At 37.0% G+C, this 16,854-nt stretch carries 20 protein-coding genes; 4 read left to right on the top strand and 16 right to left on the bottom strand.

What is annotated here, in order from left to right; genetic code table 11:
* Positions 1 to 33: 33 nt before the first annotated feature.
* From miaA to ACZZZK_RS06865, 4 genes are all read right to left on the bottom strand, one after another.
* Positions 34 to 939, bottom strand: a complete 906-nt coding sequence (miaA, locus tag ACZZZK_RS06880) for a tRNA (adenosine(37)-N6)-dimethylallyltransferase MiaA (RefSeq protein ID WP_463483510.1) — start codon at positions 937 to 939, stop codon at positions 34 to 36.
* 75 nt (positions 940 to 1,014) lie between these two features.
* Positions 1,015 to 1,659 carry an IS1096 element passenger TnpR family protein gene (locus ACZZZK_RS06875; protein ID WP_265797982.1) on the bottom strand — a complete coding sequence of 215 codons (645 nt, stop codon included), beginning with the start codon at positions 1,657 to 1,659 and terminating at the stop codon, positions 1,015 to 1,017.
* A gap of 98 nt (positions 1,660 to 1,757) precedes the next feature.
* Entirely contained in the window at positions 1,758 to 3,164 is a 1,407-nt protein-coding gene (locus tag ACZZZK_RS06870) for a CCA tRNA nucleotidyltransferase (protein ID WP_463483509.1), read from the bottom strand.
* 110 nt (positions 3,165 to 3,274) lie between these two features.
* Positions 3,275 to 3,841 (bottom strand): L-threonylcarbamoyladenylate synthase, encoded by a 567-nt coding sequence (locus tag ACZZZK_RS06865; RefSeq protein ID WP_463483508.1) that lies wholly within the window; start codon positions 3,839 to 3,841, stop codon positions 3,275 to 3,277.
* Between the two features lie 196 nt (positions 3,842 to 4,037).
* Between ACZZZK_RS06865 and ACZZZK_RS06860 the strand changes: the two genes are divergently transcribed.
* Entirely contained in the window at positions 4,038 to 4,604 is a 567-nt protein-coding gene (locus ACZZZK_RS06860) for a DUF4136 domain-containing protein (protein WP_463483507.1), read from the top strand.
* Here ACZZZK_RS06860 and ACZZZK_RS06855 read toward each other — a convergent pair whose 3' ends face one another.
* Together ACZZZK_RS06855 and ACZZZK_RS06850 are read right to left on the bottom strand one after the other, a co-directional pair.
* Positions 4,605 to 5,792: a glycosyltransferase family 4 protein gene (locus ACZZZK_RS06855; protein WP_463483506.1), complete on the bottom strand. Its 1,188-nt coding sequence runs from the start codon at positions 5,790 to 5,792 to the stop codon at positions 4,605 to 4,607.
* A 32-nt stretch (positions 5,793 to 5,824) separates the two neighbouring features.
* Positions 5,825 to 6,643, bottom strand: coding sequence for a 2,3,4,5-tetrahydropyridine-2,6-dicarboxylate N-succinyltransferase (locus tag ACZZZK_RS06850; protein ID WP_056849511.1), 819 nt, complete (start codon positions 6,641 to 6,643; stop codon positions 5,825 to 5,827).
* Between the two features lie 187 nt (positions 6,644 to 6,830).
* Between ACZZZK_RS06850 and ACZZZK_RS06845 the strand changes: the two genes are divergently transcribed.
* Complete coding sequence (locus tag ACZZZK_RS06845; RefSeq protein ID WP_463483505.1) at positions 6,831 to 7,232, top strand: RNA-binding S4 domain-containing protein; 402 nt, start codon at positions 6,831 to 6,833, stop codon at positions 7,230 to 7,232.
* Here ACZZZK_RS06845 and ACZZZK_RS06840 read toward each other — a convergent pair.
* From ACZZZK_RS06840 to ACZZZK_RS06830, 3 genes are all read right to left on the bottom strand, one after another.
* Positions 7,229 to 7,999, bottom strand: a complete 771-nt coding sequence (locus tag ACZZZK_RS06840) for an EcsC family protein (protein ID WP_463483504.1) — start codon at positions 7,997 to 7,999, stop codon at positions 7,229 to 7,231. The genes ACZZZK_RS06845 and ACZZZK_RS06840 overlap by 4 nt on opposite strands.
* A gap of 244 nt (positions 8,000 to 8,243) precedes the next feature.
* Complete coding sequence (locus ACZZZK_RS06835; protein ID WP_463483503.1) at positions 8,244 to 8,720, bottom strand: nucleoside deaminase; 477 nt, start codon at positions 8,718 to 8,720, stop codon at positions 8,244 to 8,246.
* A 65-nt stretch (positions 8,721 to 8,785) separates the two neighbouring features.
* A complete protein-coding gene (locus tag ACZZZK_RS06830) occupies positions 8,786 to 9,385 on the bottom strand; it encodes an OmpH/Skp family outer membrane protein (RefSeq protein ID WP_463483502.1) in 600 nt (199 codons plus the stop codon).
* 950 nt (positions 9,386 to 10,335) lie between these two features.
* Here ACZZZK_RS06830 and gyrB point away from each other — a divergent pair.
* Positions 10,336 to 12,294, top strand: coding sequence for a DNA topoisomerase (ATP-hydrolyzing) subunit B (gene gyrB, locus ACZZZK_RS06825; protein WP_056849516.1), 1,959 nt, complete (start codon positions 10,336 to 10,338; stop codon positions 12,292 to 12,294).
* A gap of 80 nt (positions 12,295 to 12,374) precedes the next feature.
* Here the strand turns inward: gyrB and ACZZZK_RS06820 are convergent, their stop codons facing one another.
* Together ACZZZK_RS06820 and ACZZZK_RS06815 are read right to left on the bottom strand one after the other, a co-directional pair.
* Entirely contained in the window at positions 12,375 to 12,785 is a 411-nt protein-coding gene (locus ACZZZK_RS06820) for a hypothetical protein (protein ID WP_463483501.1), read from the bottom strand.
* Between the two features lie 54 nt (positions 12,786 to 12,839).
* Positions 12,840 to 13,640 carry a tRNA pseudouridine synthase A gene (locus ACZZZK_RS06815; RefSeq protein WP_463483500.1) on the bottom strand — a complete coding sequence of 267 codons (801 nt, stop codon included), beginning with the start codon at positions 13,638 to 13,640 and terminating at the stop codon, positions 12,840 to 12,842.
* Between the two features lie 78 nt (positions 13,641 to 13,718).
* Here ACZZZK_RS06815 and ACZZZK_RS06810 point away from each other — a divergent pair, with 78 nt between their 5' ends.
* On the top strand, positions 13,719 to 14,093 hold the full coding sequence (locus ACZZZK_RS06810; protein WP_463483499.1) for a YchJ family protein: 375 nt from the start codon (positions 13,719 to 13,721) through the stop codon (positions 14,091 to 14,093).
* 134 nt (positions 14,094 to 14,227) lie between these two features.
* Here ACZZZK_RS06810 and ACZZZK_RS06805 read toward each other — a convergent pair whose 3' ends face one another.
* Genes ACZZZK_RS06805 through ACZZZK_RS06785 form a run of 5 tightly spaced genes read right to left on the bottom strand, consistent with a single transcriptional unit; the run spans position 14,228 to position 16,851 of the window.
* The gene (locus ACZZZK_RS06805) at positions 14,228 to 14,818 is read right to left on the bottom strand and encodes a hypothetical protein (RefSeq protein WP_463483498.1); all 591 of its coding nucleotides are present in this window, start codon (positions 14,816 to 14,818) and stop codon (positions 14,228 to 14,230) included.
* A 37-nt stretch (positions 14,819 to 14,855) separates the two neighbouring features.
* Positions 14,856 to 15,251, bottom strand: coding sequence for a hypothetical protein (locus ACZZZK_RS06800; protein ID WP_463483497.1), 396 nt, complete (start codon positions 15,249 to 15,251; stop codon positions 14,856 to 14,858).
* A 1-nt stretch (position 15,252) separates the two neighbouring features.
* Positions 15,253 to 16,059: a nucleoside triphosphate pyrophosphohydrolase gene (mazG, locus tag ACZZZK_RS06795; protein ID WP_463483496.1), complete on the bottom strand. Its 807-nt coding sequence runs from the start codon at positions 16,057 to 16,059 to the stop codon at positions 15,253 to 15,255.
* Positions 16,060 to 16,069: 10 nt separating this feature from the next.
* Positions 16,070 to 16,519, bottom strand: a complete 450-nt coding sequence (locus ACZZZK_RS06790) for a DoxX family protein (protein ID WP_463483495.1) — start codon at positions 16,517 to 16,519, stop codon at positions 16,070 to 16,072.
* Between the two features lie 35 nt (positions 16,520 to 16,554).
* Positions 16,555 to 16,851, bottom strand: a complete 297-nt coding sequence (locus tag ACZZZK_RS06785; RefSeq protein ID WP_265797966.1) for a hypothetical protein — start codon at positions 16,849 to 16,851, stop codon at positions 16,555 to 16,557.
* Positions 16,852 to 16,854 lie beyond the last annotated feature (3 nt).

Genomic DNA, 16,854 nt, shown 5'->3' with positions numbered 1-16,854 from the left:
AAAAGGATTCACCATATGTGAATCCTTTTTTGTTTATAATCTACCTTCAATATAGTTAATTACATTTTCCGTATCGTTGGGCTCGAACCATTTTATCTCTTCGTCTCTACGAAACCAAGTCAACTGTCTTTTTGCGAAGCGACGTGTATTTTGTTTAATTGCATTAATGGCATCGTCTAATTCGATTTTGCCATCCAGATAGTCGAAAATTTCACTGTAACCAACGGTGTTAAGAGCGTTATATTTTCTGAAGCTCCTTAAAGATTTCACTTCCTCTACCAGGCCATTATCAATCATTTGATCAACACGCTGATTAATTCGATCGTATAAAAAGGCTCTGTCGGTATTCAAGCCAATTTTAATCATATTAAACGTACGTACTTTCTTTGTAGCAGAAAGCATGGACGAAAGTTTTTTTCCAGTGGATAAAAATACTTCCAGGCCTCTGATCATTCTCTGCGGATTGTTTTGATCCACCTTTGCAAAATATTCGGGATCTAGAATGGACAGTTGCTCCTGAATGCTACTCAAACCTTCTATTTCAAATTGTTTATTTAATTTTTCTCGTATAGATAAATCAATTTCTGGCATTTCATCCAAACCATTAATTAATGCATTCACATATAAGCCAGATCCGCCGACCATGATTGCTGTGTGATGCTGATCGAAAATTTCAGCTAGCTTTTGCAGGCCTTCCACTTCAAAATCGCCAGTGCTGAACAGCTGAGTAATAGAATGTGAATTGATGAAATGATGTTTTGCGGCAGCAAGTTCATCACTTGAAGGTTTTGCGGTACCAATCTCCATCTCCCGAAAAAACTGACGAGAATCTGCCGAGATAATTTCGGTATTAAAGTGTTGAGCAACTTGAATAGCCAAAGCTGTTTTTCCAATAGCGGTTGGACCAACGATAGATATTAGCGTCTTTTTATTCGGCATAAACTGGATTTAAAAACAAAAGCTGTCAAATTTAAATATTTGACAGCTTTAAGTTTACTTTAATTATGGGATAGATTAATAATCCTCTTTTTGATCATCATCGAAGTTATCTCCGTCAGAGAATTCGTCACCAAATTCATCATCTTCACTTTCTTCATCATCATCTGATTCTTTCTCATTGATTCCCATTTCACCCATTGCTTCCAATTCGTCTGTATCTTCTGGAACAAAGTTCATTTCATTTAAAAAATCAAATTCACTTGCTGCTGCAACAGCACCTCGAGGGTCAACCGATTGCGGACCATTTTGCTCCATGATTTTAGGAGCCTCACCAGTACTCTTCGCTAAAAACGGATATTCGATATTCGGGTCAGGATCTAAAACTATTTTCACTAATTCTACATGAAAATCGTACGGTCGATCGAAATTATAGATGTAATAAAATTTTTGATGAGGATCTTCAATAAAACCACTTAACTTAGAATTTTCCATTAAAACCACCCGGTCTTTTTTCCTCTCATTGGGTAGGTAGGCAATTTCATCACCTTTTAGCCAATTATCAGTACTTACGTAAAATGATGATGGTTTCTCGGCATTGTAACCAGTAGATTTATGAATAGCCTTGTGCAGGTCTTCAAAAGTTTGGTTTGATTTAATGTCGATCTCTCTCACAACATCATCAAAATCTTCGAAAGTAATTCTAAATTTATAAATAGCCATTATTGTATTTTGGAACCGTAAAAATAAAGTTAATTTATATTACCACAAACAACAAAAAATATAAAAAGGTTGCGTTTAATTAATGTATGGGCATTAAATTACTTATTAACAGGATTTAAACCCATTTGTTTTGCTTGATTTAGCATAAAGTGATATGCTTCATCGTAATCATTTTTGATTTCTCCCTCGAGGATAGCTTCGCGTATCGCATTTTTGATTAGCCCCACTTCTTTACCTGCTGGTAAACCAAAAGTTTCCATAATATCAAGTCCGGTTATTGGTGGTTGCCAGTTGCGAAGTTGATCACGTTCCTCAACATCTTTCAGCTTTATCTTAACCAGTTCAAAATTTCTTCGGTATTTGGTTTTTTTATATTCGTTTTTGGTGGTAACATCAGCATTGCACAGCATCATTAAACTTTCAATTTCTTCACCAGCATCGAATAAAAGTCTTCTCACTGCAGAATCGGTCACCGTTTCTTGGGCTAAAACAATCGGACGCAAATGTAATTGAACGAGCTTTTGCACGAATTTCATTTTTTCGTTCAATGGAAGCTTAAGCTGAGCAAAGATTTTCGGAACCATTTTCGCTCCTCTATCTTCATGGCCATGAAACGTCCAGCCGTGGCCTTCTTCGAAACGTTTGGTAGCGGGCTTGGCAATATCATGCAGAATTGCAGCCCAGCGTAGCCACAAATCATCAGTGTTTGCGCAAATGTTATCTAATACCTCAAGCGTATGGTAAAAGTTATCTTTATGTCCTTTTCCTTTAATAATTTCTACACCATAAAGCTGGGCCATTTGAGGGAAGATAATCTCCAGCAGTCCGGTGTCAAACAGGTGTTTAAAACCGATAGAAGGAACGGGTGATAAAATGATTTTATTCATTTCATCCGTAATTCGCTCTTTGGAAACAATACTAATTCTTTTTTTCTGCGTTTTAATTGCGTTTAAGGCAGCCGGATCTATATCAAAATTCAATTGAGCGGCAAAGCGAATAGCCCTCATCATACGTAATGGATCATCAGAAAAAGTTACTTCTGGATCCAATGGCGTACGGATGAGCTTGTTCTCTAAATCTCTGACTCCATTAAATGGATCTAACAGTTCGCCAAAATGATTGGCGTTTAAATTAATGGCCAAGGCATTGATCGTAAAATCTCTGCGGAGTTGATCATCTTCTAAACTACCATCTTCTACAATGGGTTTTCTGGAATCTGATCGGTAAGATTCTTTTCTCGCCCCAACAAATTCGACTTCTAAATCTTGATATTTAATATTTGCAGTGCCAAAGTTTTTAAAAATAGCCACTTTGCTATTTAGCTTTTTACCAACGGCTTCGGCATATTCAATGCCACTGCCAACCACAACCACATCGATATCTTTCGAAGGTCGGTTTAAAAATAAATCCCTCACAAAACCCCCAATAACATAGGCTTCGGTGTTATTTTTATCCGCAATGGCAGATAGTGTTTTAAAAATTGGGTTTTGAAGATGTTGCTGCATAGTTTTGAAATCGTCATGCTATCCTGATCATTTGGGATTAGCATATACACATACATCCCTGAAAACTTAGGGGCGAAGGCGATTTAAATAGGTTACAAAAGTACTAAAATTTACTTGCGGATAAATTCAAATTGACCGCTTGGCGTGAGTTTCATGATAGTAGATGGTTTTTTGATGCTGCGGTCTTCTTGCTGAAAGTCTACCACATAATCAACAGCTTCGATAATTTCAGGGTCGATATCATCGAAAAACTGTGGTGATGGTTTGCCACTTATATTCGCTGATGTTGATACTACAGGCTTTCTAAACCGCTGAATAAGGGGCGTACAGAAATCGTGTTTAACTATACGAATACCCACGCTTCCATCTGTGTTGATCACATTTGGAGCTAAATTTTTTGCATCAGAAAAAATGATTGTCAAGGGGTTTTCTGCGTATTCAATTAAATCATAGGCCACCTCAGGAATTTCTTTAACGTAGCTTTGAAGCTTGCTGTCCACATCCAAAAGCACAATCAGGCTTTTTTCTGCTGGCCGATTCTTGATTTTAAGCAGTTTTTCTACTGCATCAGCATTCGTTGCATCGCAGCCTAAACCCCAAATGGTATCAGTAGGATAGAGGATTACTCCGCCGTTTTTAATCACTTCTAAGGCTCTATTAATTTCATCTTTTAGCATACTGCAAAGTTAGCTTTTTCTATCAAATGTTAAATTTTCATAATATCCTAAAGCTAAGCGCTATAAGCTAAAACTAAATCAATATTTATTCGTTTTTTAATTGACAATAAAAATGTAAAATTATTGATCTCAGTATTTTTGTACATACAAAATCACTATATTTATTTCAGGTTATTCAAATAAAAACAACGCACAAATGAAAACATTTAAAACACTACTAATGCTATTTACAGTTGTATTGGCATTAACAGGATGTTCGAGTCTTAGGACAGCATCCGACTACGATAAAAACGTAGATTTCACCGCTTACAAAACTTATAACTTCTACGACAAAGGAATTGAGCGAGTAAGGCTTAATAATCTTGATAAACGTAGATTGATGGCAGCCGTAGAAGCTGAAATGAACGCAAAAGGATTTGTTAAAGCTGATAAACCGAGTATGCTGGTAAACCTTGTTGTGGTAGGAAGAGAAAAAACTGACATGTACAACTCTGGCTTTGGTGGTTGGGGTTGGGGCGGCGGCTGGGGCTGGCGTGGTGGCTGGGGAGGCTGGGGTTGGGGCGGTGGTCCAACTTATGTTAACCAATATATAGAAGGGACCATCATTATCGACTTTTTAGATCCCAACAAAAAAATATTATTTTGGCATGGAAGAGGCTCTGGCTTTAACCTTGATAATTTAAATAAACGAGAAGAAAGATTGTATACAGGCGTAAGAGAGATTTTGGCGCAGTATCCGCCAAATGCACTTGCCGCTAAATAATTAGCTTAAAACTTTTTGATAGCAATTCATTAATTGCCGCGTTACCAAAGGGCTGTTGAATTTTTGAACGAATTCCAGCCCTTTTTCTTTCATCTCGTTTTGTAAAGTTGAAGATGATAGGACCCTAGTTATTGCTGCTGATAAACCTTCGGGATCATTGGGGTTGACATAAATACTGTCTGGCCCGCCAGCTTCTTCCAAACAAGAACCACTCGCCGCAATTGTGGGTATTCCAGAATACAGGGCTTCGATAATGGGAATCCCAAAGCCTTCATAAAAAGAGGGGTAAACGAATACACTAGCCATTTGGTAGATGCCTGGCAAATCTGCAAAAGGGATGTTTTTAAGGAAAATAATTCTGTTGCTCAATCCCAAAAGCTTAATTTCCTTTTCTACTTCTTTAAAATAGGCTGTTTTCTTTCCTATAACTACCAACTTATATTCCTCGTTAACATCTTTCAATGCTTGGACAATCAGTTTGAGATTTTTCCGATTTTCAATGGTACCAACATTTAGTAAGTATTTCTGCGGTAGTTTATAAGTGGTTCGGATTTTATCAAGCGTAGTTTGAGGAAAGGCCGTTTTAAAGCTATCATTGCAACTTTGATAAATGACTTCAATTTTTCCAGGATTTATGCCATAAAATTCAATGATATCAGCCTTCGTTTTTTCGCTTATTGCGATGATTTGATTAGCTCTTTCACAGGCAGATCTGCTCTTCCATTCGTACAATTTCCGATCGATAAATTTATAGTACAGCGGATAACGTAGGAAGATTAAATCGTGAATCGTAACAATGGATTTGATTTTTGTATGCTGAATAGCGAAAGGAATTTCATGACTTAGGCCATGGAAAATCTGAACTTTATCTCTCAGTAAATCTTTCAGAATATTTAGTGAGCGCCACAAAAAAGTACCGTTTATTGGCAGTTTTAGCTTGATGTTTTCCGCTTCGAAAAAAGCATCTATCTGCCTTGAAGATTTTACTTTTGGCGAATAAACGAGGTATTGATTTTCAGGAAATTGTTCGGATAAGGCTTCAATTAACGATCGGCTATAATTGCCTAACCCCGTTAAATTATTCGCGGCCCGTTTACCGTCGAAACCAATTCGGAGTTTAATGTTTAAAGTTGAAAGTTGAAAGTTCTCTTGCAGAGAAATCAAACTTTTGCGATTTTCTTGCATCATGTTACTTTCCACTTTCAACTCTTAACTAATTACTATACTGCTACATTATTTTCTCTCAACGCATCGTTAAGTGAAGTCTTTTTATCTGTGCTTTCTTTACGTTTACCGATAATTAAAGCGCATGGAACTTGATAATCTCCTGATGGGAATTTTTTAGTATAGCTACCTGGAATTACAACTGAACGAGCTGGAACAATACCTTTATATTCGATAGGCGTTGGGCCAGTTACATCGATGATTTTAGTTGATGCAGTTAAAACCACGTTTGCACCAAGGACTGCTTCTCTTTCTACTTTTACACCTTCCACTACAATGGCTCTTGAACCTAAAAACGCATCATCCTCAATAATTACTGGAGCAGCCTGTACTGGTTCTAAAACACCCCCAATACCCACGCCACCGCTTAAGTGAACCCGTTTTCCGATTTGTGCACATGAACCGACAGTAGCCCAGGTATCGACCATTGTACCTTCATCAACATATGCACCAATATTTACATAAGATGGCATCATGATTACGCCCTTAGCCAAAAACGAACCGTAACGAGCACTTGCCATTGGCACTACACGAACTCCAGTTGCTTTGTAATCGGTTTTTAAGTCCATTTTATCGTGGTAAACAAATGGTCCGCTTTTTATTTCCTTCATCTCGCGAATTGGGAAATATAAAATTACCGCTTTCTTTACCCATTCATTAATGCCCCAAGAGTTCAAAACTGGTTCAGCAACGCGAATTTCACCCTTATCTAATCCTAAAATTACGGTTTCAATAGCTTCGCAATAGTTGCTGTACTTTAAAAGAGTTCTGTCTTCCCAAGCGGCTTCAATTAATTTCTTTAAATCTGAATACATGATGTTTTTAAATTTTACGCAAAATAACTCAATTTTTTTGGTTTTTTAGATTTTTAGGTGTTTGGTTTTTTTTGATTAGGTTGGTGGTTTCGTTTTTAGTTTAGGTTGTTTAACTTTGGTTTTTATAAGTCAGACACTTGAATTTTAGGATATGCACCTCGTAAACAACACCAATTAACAAAGCATCATGGCGGAAACGGAAAAACTTAGGATAGATAAATACTTGTGGGCGATTAGGTTGTTTAAAACTCGAAGCCTGGCTACTGAAGCTTGTAAAGCTGGCCGTGTGAAATTAAAAGGGCAAAATATAAAGCCTTCAGCTATCGTGAAGATTGGCGATGTTTATCAGGTATCAAAAGGAATAGAGAAGAAAGTGATTGAAGTTGTTGATTTTTCTTATAACAGAACAGATTCACCAACTGCCTTAACTAAATACAAAGATCTAACACCGCTAGAGGAAACCCATGCTTTTAAATCAGCATTTCACTCGCCTAACTTAAAGCGAGATCGGGGAACTGGCCGACCAACTAAAAAAGATCGGAGAGAGACTGACGACTTAATTAGTGGTTTGTTTGAAGATGAAGATTAACTAATTCTCAAATCTCGATTGTCGGTTTCTTCGGTACTTATTGTTGCATACTGCATGCTGAAAAAGCGCATTCTATAGCTCATCATTGCAGTTTTTCCCAACTTATCGATCAATTTGTAATTTGCAACCGCACCCACTGCAGCACCAACAAAGGGTAGCATTTGAGCCAGCTTAGCCAGGTCAATATAATCTCGGTACTGTTGCTGAAAGGTGAGCCAGTCAAATTCATCGATATTTGTTGGAAGTTGATGTGCTTTATTATCCCAATCTTGCATTTTAACAAAAATATTCTGGCTCTCTTCTTTGCTGGAAAATGCCAGTTGAAAAATGTGAAGGATAAATAAACGTTCGCGATAATCTTTGACATCGTAACCATAAACGGCAGCGATATCGAAAAGCATTTTCATTTTAATGCCCAGCAATAGAGGAAAATCAGCCAAGCTCATCAAGAATCCTCCAGCTCCCGTAATTCCACCTTCCGCTGCGCCTGTTTTCTTATAGCTTTCAATTTTTTGTTTGATTAATGCTTCTCGATGCATCAATGTTAAATCTGTTAATGGTTTTGAAGTGGTAAATGTAGAACCAAAAAGTACGGCTTTAACCATTTGTTTTATCGCTATGGTTATGGCATTGTGAACTTTATCAGGAATATAACTGTTAATTTTTTTTTGAACAGAATTAGTCACCTTATTAAAAAGTGATGGCTTTTGTAAAATTTTAAATTTCCAGAAATCAACTTCACTCGTTATTTTTTGTTCGTAATTCATATTGCATTTATTGCAAAAATTGTTCCTTAAATTTTTAATTCTTGATTGATGTTTTAAGTTCAACTTTAAGTCTATTTATCTAGGAAATCATTACAGGGCCTTAAGACAAGGAGATTTGGATGTATTTGTGGATGCTAAACACTGCAAGATTTGACGTGTTAAGTGCTTACATGATAGAAGAAATTCAAACTAAAATTTATTATCGGCGGCGAAACCAGGTTCAGCTTTTTGCTGAACCTGGTTTTTAATAATCTATTCTCATTGCTGAATCGCCCCAGAGTTTAAATGCTTGCATCGCTTCATCTCGCATCATTTGTACCACAGGTAACGACCGTTTATCCATTGGCTTTTCCAGTTCTTCGTAAATAAATTTATCGCTGAAGCCAATATTTTCTGCGTCAACCTTAGTGTTTGCAAAGTAAATTGTTTCAATCCGCGACCAATAAATGGCTCCTAAACACATCGGGCAAGGTTCGCAACTCGTATAAATTACACAACCACTTAAATCGAAAGTGTTTAATTTCTGGCAGGCTAAACGAATGGCCGAAACTTCCGCATGTGCTGTTGAATCATTGGTAGAAGTAACCTTATTGGCCGAGCCAGCAACAAACTTTCCATCCTTCACAATCACTGCCCCAAATGGTCCGCCAATACTTTCTGTAACATTTTGTATTGATAGCGCAATCGCCATGCGCATAAATTCTTTGTGATCGTTTTCCATGATAAATATTTAAGCAAAAAAAATGCCCCGATGAATCGGGGCATTTTTATATATCTATTTAAAATTTATTTCTTGCTGTATTGGGCGTTTAAGCCTTTAATCACTTCCGAAGTCACATCTAAAGTTTCATCAGCAAATAAAATTGCGCTATTACCTTTAGAGTAGGTTAAAACCATTTTATAGCCTTTTTCTTTTGCATAACCTTTTAAATAGTCAGCAACTTTATCATAAAGTTTTTCGTTTTCGGCTGCTTGCTCATTTTGTAAAGCTGCACCAGCATTTTGTTGGTAAGCTTGTAATTCTTGTTGTTTACGACCTAAACGTTCTTCAGTCGATTTGCGTTGATCAGCAGATAAAGTTTGAGCAGATTGTTGGTATTGAGCCAATTCTCTTTGAAAGGCCTGACCTTTAGCCTGCATATCAGCCTGAGCATTTTTGGTTTTACCTTCAAATTTTACTTTCAAATCTTTGAAGTATTCGTATTTAGTTAATAAAGAATCAGAGTTAACGTAAACAATTTTTTCGCTCGGCGCTACTGCTGCTGTGGTGCTATCTGTTTTCTTAGTTTCAGTTGTTTTAGCGTCTTTGTTTTGACATGCAGAAAATGCTGTAATTAAAGCAGCAGTCGCAAATAAACCAAAGGTTTTAAAGGTTCTTCTTTCCATTATTGTTTAATAAATTTCAGCAAAGATAAAAATGATAATTAAGTATGCAATAAATAGTTTCTGCCCATAAACTTTTCAATTATAATCGTTTATAGGTTGATTTAACGAAGTTTAGTTGTCAATTATTATTTGAAAAGCAAATGTGGTGTTCTGTTTTAAAGCTTGTCCCGCCAGCCGCTTTACTTCTCCCGATAAAAAAAATCGGGATTCGTGCTCGCTTTTGTCGGGTTTAGGTGGCACTGGTAGTGCTTAAATTTGTGGTTGCAGGGTTCAAGATTCACGAAACGTTTCAAAGGATATGAATTAAATTATTGTTTTTTTTTGCAGGAAACGTTCCTACGGAACGAAAGAATGCTTCGCTTGTTTTTTCCTGATCAAATGTTTTCTACCGATAAAACGTTTTCTACCAATAAAACGTTCCTACGGAACGACATCATTTGGTGTTTTTTTTTACCGTGAAAAATTCCTATGGAACGAAAAATGCCTTGCTTTCTTTTCTAGTATCTCAATTAAGGCTAATATCACTAGCTAAATGTGAGAAACAAACTAAGCCAAATTGAAATGTTGTTATATCAGCACTGCCGCTATTTACCACTTGCTTCGTCCCATCGGGACGTCTCCTCGGTAGAAAAAAATATAAAATTGGTATTTCGTTCCGTAGGAACGTCTCATGTTTTTGACGCGATCTATTCGGATTTCGTTATGAATAGTTGCAGATTTTAGCCACCTAAACCCGATGAAAATGGAAAGCGCTCAATTCTTCATTGAGCCTTGTAATGGACAGCGGGACTGACATCCATCGGAAGAGCTGGTTTTGCTTTCCAAATCCTCGTTTAAATGCCCGATAAGCCGTTTTATGGATAAGTTTTTAACGTCTTAAAACTTATCCACATATTAGTTTAATTGCCAAAATTTCCGTATTTTTGATACTTATAGTTTTTAATTAATATATGAGCGAAGAACAAGATTTAAAGTCAAATTATTCGGCAGATAATATACAGGTTTTAGAAGGTTTGGAAGCGGTGCGTAAGCGCCCTTCGATGTATATAGGTGATACTGGTGTAAAAGGTTTGCACCACTTGGTTTACGAAGTTGTAGATAACTCGATTGATGAGGCTTTGGCCGGTCATGCAGATACTATTGACGTTAGAATTTTAGAAGGAAATTCGATCAGAGTAGAAGATAATGGTCGTGGTATTCCGACTGGTATTAATACAAAAGAAAATAAATCGGCGCTTGAAATTGTAATGACGGTTTTACACGCTGGTGGTAAATTTGATAAAGATACTTACAAAGTTTCTGGTGGTTTACACGGTGTTGGGGTAAGTTGCGTAAATGCATTATCTACCGATTTGAAGGCAGAAGTGCATCGCGAAGGTAAAATTTGGATGCAGGAATATAAAATTGGTGTTCCGCAATATGATGTAAAAGAAGTTGGAACTACTGATAAACGTGGTACGATCGTAACTTTTAGTCCGGATGCTACTATTTTTACGCAAACTACTGAATATAAATATGATACTCTTGCCAGTCGTTTACGCGAATTGGCTTTCCTTAACAAAGGAATTAAATTAACACTTACTGATGAGCGTGAAACGTTGGAAGATGGTTCATTTTTGTCAGAAGTTTTTCAATCTGAAGGTGGTTTAAAAGAGTTCGTTACATTTTTAGATGGTACCCGTGCATCGTTTTTACCTGAACCAATTTATATTGACGGCATAAAAAATGGTGTTCCTGTTGAGTTGGCTTTCCAATACAACGACAGTTACTCGGAAAATGTTCACTCGTATGTAAATAACATTAACACACATGAAGGTGGCACGCACATTGCCGGTTTCCGTAGAGGTTTAACACGTACTTTAAAAAGTTATGCTGATAAATCAGGATTGTTGAAAAACCTGAAGATGGAAATCACCGGCGATGACTTTAGAGAAGGTTTAACTGCTGTAGTTTCTGTTAAGGTTCAAGAGCCTCAATTTGAAGGGCAGACCAAAACTAAGTTGGGTAACAGTGAGGTAATGGGTGCTGTGGATATCGCTGTTGGTGAGGCCTTAGGTGCTTATTTGGAAGAAAACCCAAAGGAAGCTAAAATGATCATCAACAAGGTTATTTTGGCTGCTACGGCACGTGCTGCGGCTCGTAAAGCTCGTGAAATGGTTCAGCGTAAGAGTGTGATGGGTGGTTCTGGCTTGCCAGGAAAACTAGCCGATTGCTCTGACAGTGATCCTGAAAAATGTGAAATTTACCTGGTAGAGGGCGACTCGGCGGGTGGTACCGCTAAACAAGGTCGTGATAGAAACATTCAAGCTATTTTGCCTTTAAAGGGTAAGATTTTGAACGTAGAAAAGGCGATGGAGCACAAAATTTACGAAAACGACGAGATCAAAAATATGTTTACGGCTATAGGCGTAAGCATTGGTACGCCAGAAGATGATAAGGCTTTGAACATGACGAAACTTCGTTATCACAAAATCGTAATCATGACGGATGCTGATATTGACGGTTCGCACATTACAACGTTGATCCTGACTTTCTTTTATCGTTACATGAGGGCTTTAATTGAAGCAGGATACGTTTATATTGCATCACCACCTCTTTATCAGGTTAAAAAAGGTAAAGAATTTGAATACTGCTGGAATGACGTACAACGCGATGCTGCTGTACAACGTTTAAAAGGTGCTGGTAAAGAAGATAGTGTACACATTCAACGTTACAAAGGTTTGGGTGAGATGAATGCTGAGCAGCTTTGGGATACTACATTAAATCCTGCTACCCGTACTTTATTGCAAGCCACAATTGAAAGTGCAGCAGAATGCGACCATACTTTCTCTATGTTAATGGGCGATGAAGTTGCCCCACGTAGGGAGTTTATTGAGCGTAATGCAAAATATGCCAAAATTGACGCTTAGATAAGCTTTAAGCTGAATGCAAATAAAAAACCTTTAAGAGTTCTAAATCTTAAAGGTTTTTTTATAGACTTAAATCGAGATTACATTTTTGTTACTTGCAGCTTTACCGTTTTTGGAACAACCACTTTTTCAAAAGTATTGTATGGATTTACTTCAACAAGTTTAACAGTGTAATTTACGCTTGCAACACTGAAAGTTTGTTGATCTGATAAGCCGGCTTTGTTGCAATCTCCGCCAATGCACAGCGTTAAATCTTTGGTTTCGCCATTAACCTTTAACGAGAGCTGCGCCTCAGCCTTACCAGCGGTAATACAATCTGCATTAGGAGGACATCGGTTATCGGTGATGTTGGTTACTGTGACGTTCGCAGAATTAACCATCTGCGATTTGTTCAACGCAAATTCGATGCTTGAATTGGTTTCTAGGTTCTTTTTCTTGCAACCGAAACTAGTTAATAAAACTGAAAGGAGGATGTAGCTAAGCGTTTTCATGATTGTTGTTCTTGTTTTATTGGTAAAACGAAACTGACATTCAAAATGCTACAATTATACTGAAATCCATTCAGTTCCTAGTAACGGACTAATAAAATCAGTTCTAGGTTCTAGGTTTAGGTAGGGGTAGGTTACTTTTGATAAATATAACCCTGTAGGATGCGCTGGCAATGATAATTTTGATGCTTGCAGGGTGATCAGGTCATTTTCAAACTCATCGACACTCAGCTCATTTTTACCTACCATTAGAATTTTACCCATCGTAATGCGAATCATTTTGCCCAGAAAACGGTTGCTTGCAATGTGAAACCGGAAACGATCTCCTTTCGGATTTACAGATAAATCGGCTTCCATTACATTGCAAATGGTATGTTCATACTTATCTGGATGCGTACAAAAAGCCCGGTAATCTTTGTATTTTGGCAGAAGCTTTACCACAGCTTTCATTTTGTCAAAATTAAGATCGCTCACCTGGTAAAATGAACTTTGAGTACTCAGAAAAGGATCTTTGTAGGTGTGTACAAAATAATCGTACTTGCGTTGAACGGCATCAAAACGGGCATGTGGCTTGCCTTCCATTTTGATAATGTCGAACACAGCAATGTTATAGGGAAGCGCTTTATTTAATATGTAAAGCAGATCAAAATCAATCGCTTTTTCTATGTCTGCATGAAAAAAAAATTGGCTTGCATGAACATGTGCGTCCGTTCTTCCACAGCCATTAATAGCAATTGGCAACTTTAATATTTTAGAAAGGGTTTGCTCAATAACCTCTTGTACACTCTTAACGCCAGGCTGTTTCTGCCAACCGCTAAAGTACTGTCCTTGATATGCAATGTGAAAGAAATACCTCATTATTTTTCAGTGCAATTTTACGGAAATTTTAGCAGAGGAAATATTTAATCCTAAATTTGTTCGTTAATCGAAAGCTAAATGATGATTTGTCCCTGCGGAACGAAACTAGAATATGAAAATTGCTGCCAGCCATACCATTTAAAAGTCACCAATGCGCCAACCGCCGAGATGCTTATGCGTTCTCGATATTCGGCCTTTGTTATAGCAGATGCAGATTACCTTTTCGAAACCACGCACATCAGTAAACGTAAAGGAAATTCGAAAGATGCTTATCTAAAAAGTGCTGAAAATACCAAATGGCTTAAGCTAGAAATTATATCAGCAGCGTATGATAAAGTTGAATTCAAGGCCTATTATTTGAATAACAAATTTCAAACTGATGTGCTCCATGAAAAATCGAACTTCAAATTCGAAGAGGGTAAATGGTATTATGTTGATGGTGTTTTTTACTAAATCTGTCAGGTTTTAAGATTTCTCCACTTCTGTCGAAAATATGACATTGCTTTCTTTATCCCGTTCCTTAACTTCCTAATTTTCCAAATTGGAAGGTGAAAAATGGTATCATGTTAATGGATCATTTTGGCAGATTATGATTCAATACCCAATACCAAGAAAACTTTCCCTTTAGCATTCTTGTAAATTGAGATTTCTGACAGTACAAGATCCGCTATATCATGACCCCAGATCCCATATTTTCCGTCAGTCTGATTTCTATTAATCAGTTGCTTTCTTTTTTCGATGGGTATGGTCTTAACTTTTGCAGATGCTTCCTCTTCCTCATAAATTTTATGATATGTATCACTAACTATTTTAAGAAGCTGTTTTCTTGTAAAACCATTTTTGCTGAAAAAAGTATTTCGATATTCGTTGGTTAAAGGATAATCGATTAACAGGGTAACCTCCTCCTGCTCGATTATCTTCTTGTCTCCATCAATAAGCCTGGGAAGTTGCTGATCTATGCTGTCAATTCTTGCCCAAGGAGCCGTTCCATTCTCAAAATCCTTATTGTCTGTTTTAACTTCAAATGGAATGGATGCGATTAATTCGCCTAAATCAGCCGTTTGCTTATTCACAGCATCCTGTTCCCTTTTACTAATGTTTTCAATACTTTTCTGTTGTTTATTTACACAGCTAATAATTGATAGAAAAAACAGAATTAAAAAAAGATAATTTTTCATAGGAGCGTTTAGTTTTTAATTTACATTAAACTTTTGTTTAAACATCAATATCCAAAGTGATTTCGATTTTACCAGAATTGGTTCTGTAAACATCCAAGGCTACCAAATCAATTGCTGAAACATCTAATGTTTTTGCTTTGGCTAGGCTTAAAAACTGCTCTCTAATTTCTATCAGTAATAACTTCCGGGAGAAACCGATAGCTGAAAACAACTGAAAAGATGTTGGGCTTGTTAGCGGGTAATCGATAACAACAGTAATTTCATGTTCAGGTATCACTATTTCATCAGCATCTATCAGATTCAAGATTTCCTCATTTGCCTTGCTTATGTTAATCCACGGAATAACACCTCCATCAACAGTTTGCGTTGCAGTAACATTAAAAGTAATGATACCAATTAGATTTTTCGGTACTTCGTTTTCTCCTAAATTCATGCTACAATTTCTTTGCTTCGTTCCAATAAATATCCATTTCACTCAGCGTCATATCTGCCAGGGCTTTACCATTTTCCTTTGCCTTGGTTTCTAAGTATTGAAAACGTTTGATAAACTTTTTATTTGTTTTTTCCAAAGCATTTTCAGGGTTGATGTTGATAAATCGGGCATAATTGATCAATGAAAAAAGCACATCACCAAATTCTGATTCTGCCTTGTCTATATCTATTGCGGTTTGATCTGCAACATTAAATTCGGCTTTAAATTCCTGAAGTTCTTCTTCAACTTTTTCCCAAACCTGACTTTTGTCTTCCCAATCGAAACCAACTCCGCGGGCTTTTTCCTGAATTCTGGCAGCTTTTACCAAGGCGGGCAATGATGCTGGAACGCCAGCTAAAACCGATTTATTGCCTTCTTTTAGTTTGATTTGTTCCCAATTTCTTTTTACGTCTTCCTCGTTTTCTACTTCTACATCACCATAAATATGAGGATGACGATTAACCAGCTTATCGCAAACACCATTTAAAACATCAACAATATCGAAAGCGTCGGTTTCTGAAGCGATTCTTGCATAGAATACTAAATGCATCATTACATCGCCTAGTTCTTTTTTGATTTCCTCTAAATCGCCTTCCAGTATGGCATCACTTAACTCGTAAGTTTCTTCAATGGTAAGGTGGCGCAAGGTTTCCATCGTTTGTTTTTTATCCCACGGACATTGCGTACGTAAGGTATCTAAAACAGTTAGTAGGCGGTTAAAAGCGCCAGCGGGATTATTTGCGGTAACAGGAATAGGATTCTTCGGCATGGTATTTTTATTAGCGAATGCTAAAGTACCAAACCCAGGCGATTAAGAAAAACTGAAAAGGAATTCTAAACCATAAATATTTTACACCTGGCCCCGGTTGATATAAATTTTCATAGTTAATTTGATGTTTTGCAGCATAAATATTAGCTGGCAATATTGCCAATAAGAAAACGATCAGACCGACTCCGGAATAATAGCGGCTACTTTCAATACAAAGTCCAACGGCAAAAGCAATTTCCAATATTCCTGTAAAGATTACAATTTCTACTTTTTTTGGTATAAATAGCGGAATCATTGCAGCCATGGAAGTTTTAAATTTAAAGTGCCCAATTGCAGTAAATAGCAACATCACCGCCATCGCGATGTTTCCTGCGAAAATATCGCCTTTATCAAAGGCGGTATGGCCACCAAAGGCCATCAAAGCTATATAAACAACAAGAAGAATAAATAGAGGTTTCACTTTATACAGTTAATAATAAATGACACCTGGCAAAATTACTTGATTAAGTTGAAGGCGATTAAAATAGTGGCTACAGATAGCACGACCAAGCCCGTTAAAAAAACAAAATCGGCAACTTTTTCCAAGTTCTGACTTTCTTGTCTTTCCCTTCGCATTGATATGAATGATAATATGCAACTCGTCATAAAAAGCATCACTGCTACTACCGCAAATTCATCAATTATAGAATCATCTACCAGGTTTAATTTCTTTAGCGAAGTTAATACGATGAAGCAAATTCCTAATAAATTGGCTGATGTACTTAATATGTGAGGTGACCTATTTTCAGGCATTTG

The organism is Pedobacter sp. AC163, assembly GCF_979258665.1.
This window is presented reverse-complemented; position numbering and strand designations above follow the sequence as displayed.

Coding starts and splice junctions, on each gene's coding strand:
- miaA (WP_463483510.1), bottom strand. CDS start 939: ATGCCGAATAAAAAGACGCTAATATCTATCGTTGGTCCAACCGCTATT.
- ACZZZK_RS06875 (WP_265797982.1), bottom strand. CDS start 1,659: ATGGCTATTTATAAATTTAGAATTACTTTCGAAGATTTTGATGATGTT.
- ACZZZK_RS06870 (WP_463483509.1), bottom strand. CDS start 3,164: ATGCAGCAACATCTTCAAAACCCAATTTTTAAAACACTATCTGCCATT.
- ACZZZK_RS06865 (WP_463483508.1), bottom strand. CDS start 3,841: ATGCTAAAAGATGAAATTAATAGAGCCTTAGAAGTGATTAAAAACGGC.
- ACZZZK_RS06860 (WP_463483507.1), top strand. CDS start 4,038: ATGAAAACATTTAAAACACTACTAATGCTATTTACAGTTGTATTGGCA.
- ACZZZK_RS06855 (WP_463483506.1), bottom strand. CDS start 5,792: ATGATGCAAGAAAATCGCAAAAGTTTGATTTCTCTGCAAGAGAACTTT.
- ACZZZK_RS06850 (WP_056849511.1), bottom strand. CDS start 6,643: ATGTATTCAGATTTAAAGAAATTAATTGAAGCCGCTTGGGAAGACAGA.
- ACZZZK_RS06845 (WP_463483505.1), top strand. CDS start 6,831: ATGGCGGAAACGGAAAAACTTAGGATAGATAAATACTTGTGGGCGATT.
- ACZZZK_RS06840 (WP_463483504.1), bottom strand. CDS start 7,999: ATGAATTACGAACAAAAAATAACGAGTGAAGTTGATTTCTGGAAATTT.
- ACZZZK_RS06835 (WP_463483503.1), bottom strand. CDS start 8,720: ATGGAAAACGATCACAAAGAATTTATGCGCATGGCGATTGCGCTATCA.
- ACZZZK_RS06830 (WP_463483502.1), bottom strand. CDS start 9,385: ATGGAAAGAAGAACCTTTAAAACCTTTGGTTTATTTGCGACTGCTGCT.
- gyrB (WP_056849516.1), top strand. CDS start 10,336: ATGAGCGAAGAACAAGATTTAAAGTCAAATTATTCGGCAGATAATATA.
- ACZZZK_RS06820 (WP_463483501.1), bottom strand. CDS start 12,785: ATGAAAACGCTTAGCTACATCCTCCTTTCAGTTTTATTAACTAGTTTC.
- ACZZZK_RS06815 (WP_463483500.1), bottom strand. CDS start 13,640: ATGAGGTATTTCTTTCACATTGCATATCAAGGACAGTACTTTAGCGGT.
- ACZZZK_RS06810 (WP_463483499.1), top strand. CDS start 13,719: ATGATGATTTGTCCCTGCGGAACGAAACTAGAATATGAAAATTGCTGC.
- ACZZZK_RS06805 (WP_463483498.1), bottom strand. CDS start 14,818: ATGAAAAATTATCTTTTTTTAATTCTGTTTTTTCTATCAATTATTAGC.
- ACZZZK_RS06800 (WP_463483497.1), bottom strand. CDS start 15,251: ATGAATTTAGGAGAAAACGAAGTACCGAAAAATCTAATTGGTATCATT.
- mazG (WP_463483496.1), bottom strand. CDS start 16,059: ATGCCGAAGAATCCTATTCCTGTTACCGCAAATAATCCCGCTGGCGCT.
- ACZZZK_RS06785 (WP_265797966.1), bottom strand. CDS start 16,851: ATGCCTGAAAATAGGTCACCTCACATATTAAGTACATCAGCCAATTTA.